General features: G+C 63.4%; 15 protein-coding genes. 2 read left to right on the forward strand and 13 right to left on the reverse strand.

All coding sequences use genetic code 11. From position 1 onward, the window contains the following. Positions 1-3: 3 nt before the first annotated feature. The 6 genes from cysW to AC07S4_RS25260 all read right to left on the reverse strand — a co-directional run bounded on the left by cysW (position 4) and on the right by AC07S4_RS25260 (position 5,004). Positions 4-891, reverse strand: coding sequence for a sulfate ABC transporter permease subunit CysW (gene cysW, locus AC07S4_RS25235; RefSeq protein WP_494989227.1), 888 nt, complete (start codon positions 889-891; stop codon positions 4-6). Next, positions 892-1,698, reverse strand: a complete 807-nt coding sequence (cysT, locus tag AC07S4_RS25240) for a sulfate ABC transporter permease subunit CysT (protein WP_494989417.1) — start codon at positions 1,696-1,698, stop codon at positions 892-894. A 184-nt stretch (positions 1,699-1,882) separates the two neighbouring features. Beyond that, positions 1,883-2,656, reverse strand: coding sequence for a sulfite exporter TauE/SafE family protein (locus tag AC07S4_RS25245; RefSeq protein WP_161073737.1), 774 nt, complete (start codon positions 2,654-2,656; stop codon positions 1,883-1,885). 97 nt (positions 2,657-2,753) lie between these two features. After that, positions 2,754-3,392, reverse strand: a complete 639-nt coding sequence (locus AC07S4_RS25250) for a peroxiredoxin (RefSeq protein ID WP_161073736.1) — start codon at positions 3,390-3,392, stop codon at positions 2,754-2,756. 93 nt (positions 3,393-3,485) lie between these two features. Then, a complete protein-coding gene (locus AC07S4_RS25255; protein WP_494989228.1) occupies positions 3,486-4,502 on the reverse strand; it encodes a sulfate ABC transporter substrate-binding protein in 1,017 nt (338 codons plus the stop codon). Positions 4,503-4,617: 115 nt separating this feature from the next. Next, positions 4,618-5,004: a diacylglycerol kinase gene (locus AC07S4_RS25260; RefSeq protein ID WP_494989229.1), complete on the reverse strand. Its 387-nt coding sequence runs from the start codon at positions 5,002-5,004 to the stop codon at positions 4,618-4,620. Between the two features lie 129 nt (positions 5,005-5,133). On the opposite strand from AC07S4_RS25260, the gene AC07S4_RS25265 reads away from it, so the two are divergent. Continuing rightward, entirely contained in the window at positions 5,134-5,913 is a 780-nt protein-coding gene (locus AC07S4_RS25265) for an IclR family transcriptional regulator (protein ID WP_161073733.1), read from the forward strand. On the opposite strand, the gene AC07S4_RS25270 is transcribed toward AC07S4_RS25265, so the two are convergent. From AC07S4_RS25270 to AC07S4_RS25280, 3 genes are all read right to left on the reverse strand, one after another. Next, positions 5,895-7,016, reverse strand: a complete 1,122-nt coding sequence (locus tag AC07S4_RS25270; protein WP_494989230.1) for a serine hydrolase — start codon at positions 7,014-7,016, stop codon at positions 5,895-5,897. The genes AC07S4_RS25265 and AC07S4_RS25270 overlap by 19 nt on opposite strands. Positions 7,017-7,121: 105 nt before the next feature. After that, a complete protein-coding gene (locus AC07S4_RS25275; RefSeq protein WP_494989418.1) occupies positions 7,122-7,817 on the reverse strand; it encodes a nitroreductase in 696 nt (231 codons plus the stop codon). 3 nt (positions 7,818-7,820) lie between these two features. Beyond that, the gene (locus tag AC07S4_RS25280; protein ID WP_494989231.1) at positions 7,821-8,690 is read right to left on the reverse strand and encodes a DMT family transporter; all 870 of its coding nucleotides are present in this window, start codon (positions 8,688-8,690) and stop codon (positions 7,821-7,823) included. A 356-nt stretch (positions 8,691-9,046) separates the two neighbouring features. Between AC07S4_RS25280 and AC07S4_RS25285 the strand changes: the two genes are divergently transcribed. Continuing rightward, on the forward strand, positions 9,047-9,610 hold the full coding sequence (locus AC07S4_RS25285; protein WP_494989232.1) for a phasin family protein: 564 nt from the start codon (positions 9,047-9,049) through the stop codon (positions 9,608-9,610). A 158-nt stretch (positions 9,611-9,768) separates the two neighbouring features. On the opposite strand, the gene AC07S4_RS25290 is transcribed toward AC07S4_RS25285, so the two are convergent. The 4 genes from AC07S4_RS25290 to AC07S4_RS25305 all read right to left on the reverse strand — a co-directional run bounded on the left by AC07S4_RS25290 (position 9,769) and on the right by AC07S4_RS25305 (position 13,174). After that, a complete protein-coding gene (locus AC07S4_RS25290) occupies positions 9,769-10,539 on the reverse strand; it encodes an alpha/beta fold hydrolase (RefSeq protein ID WP_494989233.1) in 771 nt (256 codons plus the stop codon). Beyond that, a complete protein-coding gene (locus AC07S4_RS25295) occupies positions 10,536-11,573 on the reverse strand; it encodes a M14 family zinc carboxypeptidase (RefSeq protein ID WP_494989234.1) in 1,038 nt (345 codons plus the stop codon). The genes AC07S4_RS25290 and AC07S4_RS25295 overlap by 4 nt, the downstream gene beginning before the upstream one ends. A gap of 108 nt (positions 11,574-11,681) precedes the next feature. Further along, complete coding sequence (locus AC07S4_RS25300) at positions 11,682-12,404, reverse strand: ABC transporter ATP-binding protein (RefSeq protein ID WP_494989235.1); 723 nt, start codon at positions 12,402-12,404, stop codon at positions 11,682-11,684. After that, positions 12,404-13,174 (reverse strand): ABC transporter ATP-binding protein, encoded by a 771-nt coding sequence (locus tag AC07S4_RS25305; RefSeq protein ID WP_161073726.1) that lies wholly within the window; start codon positions 13,172-13,174, stop codon positions 12,404-12,406. The genes AC07S4_RS25300 and AC07S4_RS25305 overlap by 1 nt, the downstream gene beginning before the upstream one ends. Positions 13,175-13,183 lie beyond the last annotated feature (9 nt).

The following is a 13,183-nucleotide window of genomic DNA, read 5'->3' on the forward strand; positions in this document are numbered from 1 at the left end:
GGCTCAATGCTCCGAAGTTTGACCGGCGTAGTCTTCATGCAGACGCCAGGCGATAAAGGATTTCAGGGCCAGCGTGACCAGCGCCAGCAGTGCCAGCAGCGAGGCCACGGCGAAAGCGGCCGCGAAGTTGTATTCGTTGTAGAGGATCTCCACCTGCAGCGGCACAGTGTTGGTCTCGCCGCGGATATGGCCGGACACCACCGACACCGCGCCGAACTCGCCCATGGCGCGCGCGTTGCACAGGATGACGCCGTACAGCAGGCCCCATTTGATATTGGGCAGCGTCACGCGGAAGAAGGTCTGCCAGCCGGACGCGCCCAGCACCAGCGCGGCCTCCTCCTCCTCGCTGCCCTGCGCCTGCATCAGCGGTATCAGCTCGCGCGCCACGAAGGGGAAGGTCACGAAGATGGTGGCCAGCACGATGCCCGGCACCGCGAACAGGATCTTGATGTCGTGCGCCGACAGCCACGGACCGAACCAGCCTTGCGCGCCGAACAGCAGCACGTAGATCAAGCCCGAGATCACCGGAGACACCGAGAACGGCAGGTCGATCAGCGTCAGCAAAAAGCTCTTGCCGCGGAACTCGAACTTGGCGATGCACCAGGACGCGGCCACGCCGAACACCAGGTTCAGCGGCACGGCAATGGCGGCCGTGATCAGCGTGAGCTTGATGGCGGAGATGGCGTCGTCCTCGACGATGGCGGAGGCGTACACGTCCCAGCCCTTTTTCAGCGCCTCGGCGAACACGGCCACCAGCGGCACGAACAGGAACAGCGTCAGGAAGGCCAGCGCGACGGCGATCAGCAGGCCGCGCACCCACAGCGGCTCCAGGATGTTGGGCGCGGACGCCAGTTCGCCGCGGCGCGGTGCGGATGGAATTGGAGCGCTCATTTATTTACCCGACTTTCCGCGAGCCCAGGCTTGCAGCAGATTGATGGACAGCAGCAGCACGAAGGAGATCAGCAGCATCACCACGGCAATCGCCGTGGCGCCCGCGTAGTCGTACTGCTCCAGCTTGGTGATGATGAACAGCGGCGTAATCTCGGACACCATGGGCATATTGCCGGCGATGAAAATAACCGAGCCGTATTCGCCGGTGGCGCGCGCAAAGGCCAGCGCGAAGCCGGTCATCAGCGAAGGCAGCACGGTGGGGAACACCACGCGCACAAAGGTCTGGAAGGCGCTCGCGCCCAGGCTGGCGGCGGCCTCCTCCAGTTCGCGCTCGGCGTCCTCCAGCACGGGCTGCACGGTGCGCACCACGAAGGGCAGGCCGATAAAGGTCAGCGCCACCACGACGCCCAGCGGCGTGAACGCCACCTTCAGGCCCAGCGTGCCTTCCAGGAAGGAGCCGAACCAGCCGTTGGAGGAATACAGCGCCGTCAGCGTAATGCCGGCCACGGCGGTGGGCAGCGCGAACGGCAGGTCCACCAGCGCGTCCACGATGCGCTTGCCGGGGAACTGGTAGCGCACCAGCACCCAGGCCACGATGAAGCCGAACACCGCGTTGATGAAGGCGCCGATCAGCGAAGCGCCAAAGGTCAGCCGGTAGGACGCCATCACGCGTTCGGACGTGACGGCGGCCCAGAATTGGTCCCAGCTCATGGTGAACGTTTTCAGGAACACCGCCGACAGGGGGATCAGCACGATCAGCGACAGATAGAAGATCGTGAAGCCCAGCGACAGCTTAAAGCCCGGCATCACCCTGAACGGGGCGCTCCTGGGTTGGTATGTCACCGGCGGGGCGGCCGGGATGGCGACTGCAGACATGAACACTCCTCTTATTACAATTCCGAGTTTAGGCCCGGATAATCGCATAGAGGAGTTATGAAGCAAACGACGCAATTGTCATTTGCTTAGATGTGAATTTGCCAGTGTTATTTCCTTACGCCAGCAGCTTGGCCGCCACCGCCGTCAGCGTGGCGGCCAGCAGGCCGCGCAGCACGCGCTCGGGCACGGCGCGCGCGAACCAGGAGCCGATGGTGATGCCGGGCACGGAGCCGACCAGCAGGGTCAGCAGCAGCATCCAGTCGATGGACCCCAGCCACCAGTGGCCGAAGGCCGCCACGGCCGTCAGCGGCACCGCATAGGCGATATCGGTGCCCGCCACTTCGGCCGCGCTCAGGCGCGGATACAGCATCACCAGCAAGGTGGCGCCGATGGCGCCGGCGCCGATGGAGGAAATGGTGACCAGCGTGCCCAGCACGGCGCCTGCCACCACGGTGGCGGTGTCCAGCGCGCGGCCTTGCAGCTGGCGTTCGGGATGGGCGTTGATCCAGGCCAGCATCTTGCTGCGGAACAGGATGGCGACCACCGTCAGCAGGACGGAGCCGGCGATGGAATAGCGTATCAGCTGGCCGATTTCCTTATCCAGCGCGCCGAACTGCTTGAGGCCGATGGCGGCCACGATGGCGGCCGGGACCGCGCCCAGGCACAGCAGGCGCACGATATCCCAGCGCACGGTGCCGCGCAGGCGGTGCGTGAAGGTACCAGCGGATTTGGTGACGGCCGCGAAGGCCAGGTCGGTGCCCACGGCAACCGAAGGAGAAACGCCGAACAGCAGCGTGAGGATAGGCGTCATCAGCGAGCCGCCGCCCACGCCAGTCATGCCGACCAGCAGGCCTACGCCGAAACCTGATGCTATAAACGACAAATCCATGCGCACTCTCCAATAAGAGCCGCAAGGGTAACCAGAGTTGCCGGGAATCCAAACAACGGATTCCCTATTTGCTTATGCGTCCAATGACACTTCGGTATTACTTGTTAGGCTGGGGGGTCACGCGCAGGTAAGGCCGCTCGGCTTTGAAGCCTTTCGGATACTTCTGCTTCAGCACTTCCGGATCCTGCACGGTCAGCGGAATAATGACGTCGTCGCCATCTTTCCAGTTGCCCGGGGTGGCCACGGTGTAGCCGTCGGTCAGCTGCAGGGCGTCGATGACGCGCAGCACTTCGTCGAAGTTGCGGCCGGTGCTCATCGGATAGGTGATCGACAGGCGGATCTTCTTGTTCGGATCGATCACGAACAGCGTGCGCACGGTGGCCGTGGCGGACTGCTCGGGGTGGATCATGTCGTACAGATTGGCGACCTTCTTGTCCGCGTCGGCGATGATGGGGAAGCCCACCACGGTTTTCTGCGTTTCCTCGATGTCCTTGATCCAGGCGGCGTGCGACTCAACCGGGTCCACCGACAGCGCGATGGCTTTCACATTGCGCTTGTCGAATTCCGGCTTCAGCTTGGCGGTCAGGCCCAGCTCGGTGGTGCACACCGGGGTGAAGTCGGCTGGGTGCGAGAACAGCACCACCCAGGAATTGCCAGCCCACTCGTGGAACTTGATCGGGCCGATGGAAGACTGCTGCTCAAAATCGGGGGCGACGTCGCCCAGGCGTAAGGTCATAATAACTCCTCGAAAATATTGACGATCTAATCATTGTGCACCCGCCGCCCCCTGCTTAGCAAGCAAAGTTGGGGGCGGCGGAGGCCGCCGGGCTTATTTGCCCGGGGTGTAGATCTGGTCAAACACGCCACCGTCAGCGAAGTGCACTTTCTGCGCGGTGGTCCAGTCGCCCGCCACTTGCGCCAGCGTGAACAGTTTCACGTTGGGGAACTGGGCTGCGTATTTCTTGGCTTCCTTCTCCACCGTGGGACGGTAGTAGTTTTTGGCGATCAGTTCCTGCGCCTCGTCGGTGTACAGGAAGTTCAGGTAGGCCTCCGCCACTTTGCGGGTGCCGCGCTTGTCCACCACTTTGTCGACCACGGCCACCGGCGGCTCGGCCAGGATGCTGACCGACGGCGCCACGATTTCAACCTTGTTCGGACCCAGTTCCTTGATGGCCAGCAGCGCTTCGTTTTCCCAGGCGATCAGCACGTCGCCGATACCGCGCTCGACGAAGGTGGTGGTGGCGCCGCGCGCGCCGGAATCGAGCACCGGCACGTTTTTGTACAGCTTCTTCAGGAAGTCCTTGGCGCTGGCGTCGCTGCCGCCTTGCTGGCGCAGTGCGTAGCCGTAGGCGGCCAGGTGGTTCCAGCGCGCGCCGCCCGAGGTCTTCGGATTCGGGGTGATGACGGCCACGCCCGGTTTCACCAGGTCGTTCCAGTCCTTGATGCCTTTGGGATTGCCCTTGCGCACCAGGAACACGATGGTCGAGCTGTACGGGGTGCTGTTGTGGCCCAGGCGTTTCTGCCAGTCCTTGTTCAGCAGGCTGCGCTCGGCGATGGCGTCGATGTCGTAGGCCAGCGCCAGCGTCACCACGTCCGCTTCCAGGCCGTCGATCACGGCGCGGCCCTGCTTGCCCGAGCCGCCGTGCGACTGCTTGATCTTGACGGTGTCGCCGGTCTTGGCCTTGTAGTCCTTGGCGAAGGCGGTGTTGACGTCCGCGTACAGCTCGCGGGTTGGGTCATAGGAAACGTTCAGCAAGCTGAACTCGGCGGCCAGCACAGGCGCGAAAGTGGAAGCGGCAGCGGTTGCAGCGAAGACGGTTGCAGCGATAATTTTTTTGGACAGCATCAGAATACCCCGTTGTAGTTAGGACCTCAGAAACTGTAGCTTATCGCCGGCCTATATATTTGAGAACGAAGTATTTAGAGATTCCATATACCGTGAATGCATATGGCTTGGTACATCAGTAAAAGCGCTGCACCAGCACCACCGCCCAGGTCAGCGCGGCCAGCAGGCCGCACAGCAGCACGGCGGCGCTGCCGAAGTCCTTGGCGTTTTTGGACAGCGGATGGCGCTCCAGCGAAATGCGGTCCACCACCGCCTCGATGGCTGAATTGATCAGCTCCACGATCAGCATCAGCACCAGCGGCGCGATCAGCACCAGCTTCTGGAAGGCCGACACCGGCAGCAGCAGCGCCGTCACCGCGCCGGCGGCAAACAGCATCAATTCCTGGCGGAAAGCGTGCTCGTGGCGCCAGGCGGCCTTCAGACCGTCCATGGAATACAACAGCGCCGAATAGATGCGTTTGAGGCCGCTCTTGCTTTTAAATTCGCTAACAGGTTGTTCCATATGGCTGTCCAGTATTGATACGGTGCGTCATTATGCCTCCGCCATAGGAGAAGCGCGCGCCGGAATTCCCCTTTTTTTCACATCATGGTATAAAGTAGAGGACAAATACCGCACTGCACCAACCACATCATGAAAATTGAAACCGTCCCTGAGCAAAAAACCACCATCCAGGTGATAGAACGCATGGTTGCGCTGCTCGACGCGCTGGCCAGGTATCCGGACCCGGTGAGCCTGAAGGAACTGTCCAAGGTATCCGGCCTGCACCCGTCCACGGCGCACCGTATCCTGAACGACATGGTGCTGACGCGCTTTGTGGACCGCATCGAACCGGGCACCTACCGCCTCGGCATGCGCCTGCTGGAACTGGGCAATGTGGTGAAGAGCCGTTTGTCGGTGCGCGAAGCGGCGCTGGACTTCATGCGCTCGCTGCACAAGAAAACCCAGCAGACCATCAACCTGTCGGTGCGCCAGGGCGACGAGATCGTGTATATCGACCGCGCCTTCTCGGAGCGCTCCGGCATGCAGGTGGTGCGCGCCATCGGCGGACGCGGCCCGCTGCACCTGACCTCGACCGGCAAACTGTTCCTGTCGGTGGACGAGCCGAAAGCCATCCGCGCCTACGCCACGCGCACCGGCCTGGCCGGGCACAACAAGAATTCGATCACGGATCTGGCCAAGCTGGAACGCGAGCTGAGCCTGGTGCGGGCGCGCGGCTATGCGCGCGACAACGAGGAGCTGGAACTGGGCGTGCGCTGCATGGCGGCAGGCATACGGGACGACAGCGGCAAGCTGATCGCCGGACTGTCCATCTCGGCGCCGGCCGACCGCCTGCAGGATGAATGGCTGGAAGACCTGGTCAGCACCGCCAACCAGATCTCGGCCACGCTCGGCTACATGCCGGTGGAGTAAGCGGGAGAGACAGTGCCGGCGGAGCCGGTCAGTCCGCCGCCCAGCGCGCTGGCCGACATGCCGGCCGGTTTCAGCGCTTCCACCCATTTGCGCATGCGGCCCGCGTCCGCGGCGCGCGCAGCCGAACCCTTGGCGTCGAGCAGCACCATGATGACGGCGCGGCCCTGGATCACCGCCTGCATCAGCATGCAGCGGCCCGCTTCATTGATAAAGCCGGTCTTTTGCAGGCCGATTTCCCAGCCCGGCGTGGCGATCAGGCGGTTGGTGGTGCCGAACTGCATAGGACGGCCATTCGCTTCCACCACGGCTTTCGCATCGGTGGAATATTCGCGCAGCACCGGATGCTGGTAGGCCGCCATGGCCAGCTTGGCCAGGTCGCGCGCACTGGCCACATTCATTTTCGACAGGCCGCTGGAATCGACGTAGCGGGTGTCCGTCATGCCCAGCGACTGCGCCTTGGCGTTCATGGCGTCCACGAAGGCCGGCAGGCCGCCCGGATAGTGGCGGCCCAGCGCGGAGGCGGCGCGGTTTTCCGAACTCATCAACGCGATATGCAGCATATTGGCGCGCGTCAGCTGCGAGCCCACGCGCAGGCGCGAGCTGCTGAATTTTTCGTGGTCGACGTCTTCCTCGGTCACGGTCAGCACTTCGTCCATATCCTGGCCGGCTTCCACCACCACCAGGCCGGTCATCATCTTGGTGATGGAGGCGATGGGCAGCGCCACGCCGGCATTCTTTTCAAACAGGATTTCCGAATTGGCCTGGTCCAGCACGAAAGCCACATTCGACTTCAGGTCCAGCGGGTCGCGCGTCAGGTGCAGGCCGGCCAGGTCGCCCATGGTGGGCCGCGCCAGGCCTTCGGACACATTGCTCACCTTCTGGTACACCACCTTGCGCTTGCCGTTCACCACCATCACGCGGCGCACGGTGCGCTCGCGCGGGGCCGCCGTCGCCATCGGCTGCAGCACCATGGTCTGGCGGCGCGGCGTGGCCTTGCTTTTCTTCACAGCGGGCTTGCGCGCGCTCTCCCCCGCATGGGCCGCCGAGGCGGGCAGCGAGACGCACAGCAAGGCGAGTATCGCGCCCAAGGTCAATTTAACCATTTTCGTTCCCCAATGCAGTGAGACTATTCTTGTTGCAGTGTAGCAAAACCTCGCAGTGGCGCAAGCAATATCCATCCCGCAGCGCACCGTAAAACCACAGCTTGCTCACTCTACAAATTTAACAAAATTGGCAGCCGGCTCGCGTTCTGTGATCAAAGTGTTCTCGATCCGGCCGGGGTCCGCGTAGCCCAGCGACATCCCGCACACCACCATTTCATTATCGGGCAATTCCAGCTCGGCGCGGATAATCTTGTGGTACTGCGTGAAGGCTGCTTGCGGGCAAGTGTCCAGCCCGCGCCCGCGCGCCGCCACCATGATGTTTTGCAGGAACATGCCGTAGTCCAGCCAGGAGCCCTGCTCCATCACGCGGTCTATGGTGAACATCAGCCCCACCGGGGCGTCGAAAAATGCGTAGTTGCGGCCGTGCTGGGCCGCCATGCCGGCCTTGTTCTCGCGCGTCAGGCCCAGCAGCTTGTACAAGTCCCAGCCCACCTTGCGGCGCCGGTCCACATAGGGCGACACCCACTCGCGCGGGTAATACGGGTATTCCTCGGTGTGCCGGCTGGCCTCTTCAGGATTACTATGTGCGGCCAGAATGCGCTCAGACAAGCGCTGTTTTTTCTCGCCGGTGAGCACGTAGACTTTCCACGGCTGGGTATTGGTGCCGGACGGCGCGCGCGCCGCCACTTGCAGCAGCTGTTCGATATCCTCGCGCGCCAGCGGCGTGGGCAGGAAGGCGCGGATCGAACGGCGCGACGTGATGGCGGCGTCCACCGCCTGCTGGTCTGGAGTATTGATCATCATTCACCTGGGTTGCTTCACTACGAACACCACGCCCAGCACCGCCAGCGCCATCCCGGCCACGCCCAGCAGGCTGAACGCTTCGCCGAACATCAGCCAGGCCATGATGGCGGTGGTGGGCGGCGTCAGGTACAGCAAGCTGGTCACCTGGGTGGCGTCGCTGCGGCGTATCAGCGCGAACAGCAGGAAAATCGCGCCGATCGACAGCGCCAGCACAGACCAGGCCAGCGCGCCGACAAAGCGCACAGTCCATTGTATGTCAGCAAAGCTTTCAAAATACAGCGCAAATGGCAAAATCACCACAAACGATGCCGCGAACTGGATCACGGTGCCGGTGCGCAAATCGAATTGCGGGCAATAGCGGCGCTGGTACATGGTGCCGGCCGTGATGGACAGCAGCGCGAACAGGCACAACGCGATGGCTTGCCACGACAGGCCCACCAGCGTAATCTTGGCGTACACCACCAGCGCCACCCCGCCCAGGCCGAACAGCAGGCCCAGCCACTGGCGCGGACGCACCGTCTCGCCGATCAGCGGCGCCGCCATCGCCGTGAGGATGGGCTGCATGCCCACCATCAGCGCGGTCAGCCCGGCCGGCATGCCCAGCTTGATGGCGCACCACACGCCGGCCAGGTAGCCCGCCTGCATCAGCAGCCCGGCCAGCGCCACCTGTTTGATCTTGCCGGCCGGCCAGGGCGCCCGCATCAGCAGCACCAGCGGCAGCAAAATGGCCAGCACGCCCAGGAAGCGCAGCAGCAGGAAGCTCAGCGGCGGCGCATACGGCAGGCCAAACTTGGCCACGATAAAGCCGGTGCTCCACAGGAAAACGAAGAACAGCGGGACGGGCGACAGGAAAGATGCGGTTTTGGGCATGTTGACTACCAAAAGTAACGGACGCGCCCAACCAGGGAGTGGATGTTGCACGGAAGACATAGAGTCTAGCACGGAGCGGATTTTCGGGTCCGGCGCCGCCGCAAGTGCAGCAAAGTTGCTCTAGATCAAAACGGCGGTTCCCCGCTAAGGTATAGGGCAAACGGCCAGGAGTGGGTTCCTTTGTGCAACGCACAAAAATCGCTTGACTTAAAAAATTAAAGCCGTAAAATCGGGTTTGTTGCGTTGCACAATTTGTTGTTCGGCCTGAAAGAAATGCGTCACGGTTTTACTGCAGGTAGCTTTCAGCAGCATCTAACGCTTATATCGCTTAAATCACTTCAAGACTGGAGATTTACATGTTTTCTATCCCTGAGCAATTTTCCAATGCGACCAAAGCCAACTTTGAGAGCCAATTCGCCATTTTCTCGTCGCTGACCGCCAAAGCCTTCGAAGGCGTGGAAAAGCTGGTCGACCTGAACCTGACCGCTGCCAAGGCATCGCTGGAAGAGTCCTCGGTTGCCGCCAAGCAGCTGCTGTCGGCCAAAGATCCACAAGAATTCTTCTCGCTGGCCGCCGCCCAAGTGCAGCCTAGCGCCGAAAAAACCATCGCCTATGGCCGTCACCTGGCAGCCATCGCTTCCGGCACCCAGGCTGAATTCAGCCGCGCTGCTGAAACGCAAATCGCCGAAACCAACCGCAAAGTCATCTCGCTGGTGGACGAAGTGAGCAAGAACGCGCCAGCCGGTTCGGAAAACGCGATCGCCCTGCTGAAATCGACCCTGGGCAACGCCAGCGCCGGCTACGAGCAGTTCACCAAATCCGCCAAGCAAGCCGGCGAAGCAATCGAGACCAACCTGAACGCCGCCGTGAACCAGTTCACCGCTGCCGCCGCCAAGGTTGCTCCAACTGCCAAGAAGTAATGCATGAAGCGCCGGCCTCTTGCGAGGCCGGCTCCGCGCAGGTCTCCTCGGCATCCGTGGTGTCCTCTCTGGCGGATGTCCTTCATCAGCCCCGGCTAGTCCGGGGCTTTTTTTCGTCCGTACCCAGCGCAACGCTGACTGCGGCACCGTAGGGCGGGTTAGCGCGCCAGCGCGTAACCCGCCAACCACAGCGCCACCTGCCGCGCCACCCAAGCGCCGTCGTCCAGCGGCAAATCGTGTCCCGCCTCCGGATGCATGCGGAACTCCGCCCCCCACGCCTCCGCCAGACGCTCCGAGCACACCGGATCAACCAGCCCATCCCGCGCGCCCGCCAGCACCAGCAGCGGCGCCCCGCCCTGCGCGCGCTGCGGCGCATGGAAGCGCGCCGCCGCAAGCAGCTGCCGCAGCGCATTCAGGCGCGACACCGGAAACTCATTGCGATAATCCACCCAGCGCTTCAGCAGCTCGCTGTCGCGCGTGTCCCGCCCATGCGTCACGCTGGTCAGCCTGAGCGCCAGCTGCTCCTGGCGCCGCGCCCCGCCCAGCACCAGCTGCCGCACAATGGCCGGATAGTTCTGCCAGCGCAGCCGCTGGTAAAAGCGGCTGAACGGCCGCATGCTGGTGTTGAGCAGTACGCAGCGCGCCACCTCGTCCGGATAGCTGGCCTGCCACTGCACGGCCACCATCGCCCCCAGCGACAGCGCCAGCAGGCTGTACGGTCCCCGCAGCCCGCGCGCCTGCAGGTCAGCGCGGCAAGCCTCCACCATGCCCTGCACCGATGCCGGACTGCGCTGCCGCCAGTTCACACCGTTGCCGGGCAGGTCCGGCGTAACAATCTCCGCCTCCGGCACGGCGGCGCGCAGCTGGTCCGGGAACTCGCCCCAGTGCCGGCTCTCGCGCATCAGGCCGCGCAGCAAGACCCAGTTCATGCCGCCGCCCCCAGCCCGTACCAGCGCGCCAGCGCGCGCTTGCGCTGCAGCAGCCGCGCCGGCTCGTCGGGCGCCCAGCGCGCGTGGGCGTTCACCGCCCGCATCAGGAAATCGAACCACAGCAAATGGCTGCGCAGCACGCGCTGCAAGCGGTGCGCGGCGGTGGGATTGAACGCGCCCAGGCGGGAAAACAGCTGGCGCGGATTCTTCTTCACCCACAGCCAGGACCCCATCTCCAGCGTCAGCGGCAGGAACACGCGGTCGTGGCCCTCGCCGCCGCGTTCGAAGCGCAGGTACAGGTAGTCCCACAAATCGCCGTGGGTGCGGTATTGCAGGCTCTGCGGCTCGAAGGTGTAGTTGTGGTGCGGATAGCTGGCCGTGAACAACTCCTCGAGCGCCGCGATCTCCGGCAAGTGCGCAATCGGCGTGCGCGTGTGCGCGTGCGGAAACCAGATCCGGTCGCGCAGGCCGAAGCCCGAATGGCAATCCATGCTGATGCTGAACTGGCGCGGCAGCAGCTCGCGCTCCACCACCTCGCACACGGCGCGGCTCTCCGCCTCCATGGGCGCGCCGAAGGCGCCGCGATACCAGGGCAGCACCGGGCTGGCGCGCTGGCCGCCCAGCAAGAAAGGCACGCGTTCGCTGGCCTGCACCGGCGAGTTGCGCATCAGGTCCACGCCTTGCGGATTGCAGCGCGTGGCCTGCCACATGCCGCCCGGATTGACCAGCGGCATAAACACCAGACGCACATTTTCCAGCAAATGGTGCAGCCCGTGGTCCCAGCGCGAGCGCGCCACCAGGCTTTGCAGAAAGGACAGCAGCACCTGCGTGCCGATGCGCTCCAGGCCGTGGATGCCGCCGAAGAAACCCAGCGCGGGCGCGGCCGGATCGGCGCTACCCATGGTCAATACATAAACGGGAAATTGCTGGCTGTCCGCCGCCACCGTGCAGGCCACGCTGGCATTGAGCAAGTCCCCGCCATCCTCGATCAGCTGTTCCAGTGTAAGCAGTTCGGGCAGGGATCTAACGCTCATGCGGGCAGCTCCGTGGTGAGGAGCTCCCAGTGTAAATCATAAAGGGGTCAGGGTTGATTTTCCATTAAGGCAAAATCAACCCTGACCCCATTTTGCTGCTCGACAAATTTACTCGCCCAGGTAGGCGGCTTTGACGCGCGGGTCGTCCAGCATGTCGCCGGCTTTGCCGGTCATGGTGATGAGGCCGGAGTCCATCACGTAGCCGCGGTGGGCCGCTTGCAGCGCCAGCTTGGCGTTCTGCTCGACCAGCAGGATGGTGATGCCTTCCTGCGAGACGTTGCGTATCACTTCGAAGATCTTGTCGACCATGATGGGCGACAGGCCCATCGACGGTTCGTCCAGCAGCAGCAGCGCCGGGTGGCACATCAGCGCGCGCGCCATGGCCAGCATCTGCTGCTCGCCGCCGGACAGGGTGCCGGCCAGCTGCGCAGAGCGCTCTTTCAGGCGCGGGAAGATGTCGAACCACTTGGCGATGTCGGCCTCGATGCCGGCCTTGTCGTCGCGGGTGTAGGCGCCCATCATCAGGTTTTCCGTGATGGTCATGCGGGTAAACACGCCGCGCCCTTCCGGCACCATGGCCAGCTTCTTCTCCACCAGGTGGAAGGACTTGCTGCCTTTCAGCGACTGGCCCATATAGGCCACCGTGCCCTCCACCTTGCAGTCCGGCAGCGTGCCGGTGATGGCTTTCAGCGTGGTGGTCTTGCCCGCGCCGTTGGCGCCGATCAGCGTGACCAGTTCGCCCTTGTTCACTTCCAGGTCAATGCCCTTGACGGCCTTGATGCCGCCATACGCCACCTTCAGGCCGGAAACCTTTAATACATTCTCGCTCATTAGTGCGAACCTCCCAGGTAGGCGTCGATCACCGCCTTGTTGCTTTGGATCTCGGCGGGCAGGCCTTCCGCGATCGGCTTGCCGTATTCCAGCACCGTGATGCGGTCGCACAAGCTCATCATCATTTTCACGTCGTGCTCGATCAGCAGCACGGTCTTGCCTTCGGCCTTGATCTTGACCAGCAGCTCTTTCAGCGCCAGCTTTTCGGTGGCGTTCATGCCGGCCGCCGGTTCGTCCAGCGCCAGCAGCTGCGGGTCGGTGGCCAGCGCGCGCGCGATTTCCAGGCGGCGCTGGTCGCCGTAGGACAGGAATTTGGAGGTGCGGTTGGCGAACGCGCCGATGCCGACGAAGTCCAGCAGCTCCTGCGCGCGCTTGCGAATGCCCGCTTCTTCTTCGCGCGCCGCCTTGTGGCGGAACACGGCGCCGAACACGCCCTGGTGCGAGCGCACGTGGCGGCCCACCATGACGTTTTCCAGCGCGGTCATCTCGCCGAACAGGCGGATGTTCTGGAAGGTGCGCGCAATGCCGGCTTTCGCCACTTCATGCGGCGCGGACGGCGAGTACGGCTTGCCGGCCAGCTCGAAGGTGCCGGTGTCCGGCTGGTACAAGCCGGTGATGACGTTGAAGAAGGTGGTCTTGCCGGCGCCGTTGGGGCCGATCAGGCCGTAGATCTGGCCCTTCATGATCTTGATGCCGACATCGGTCAGCGCCTGCAAGCCGCCGAAGCGCTTGTTGACGCCGGCGATGTTCAGAATAACTTGTTCGCTCATACTCTTACC

This window comes from Pseudoduganella sp. GW821-FHT05F09 (assembly GCF_059419605.1).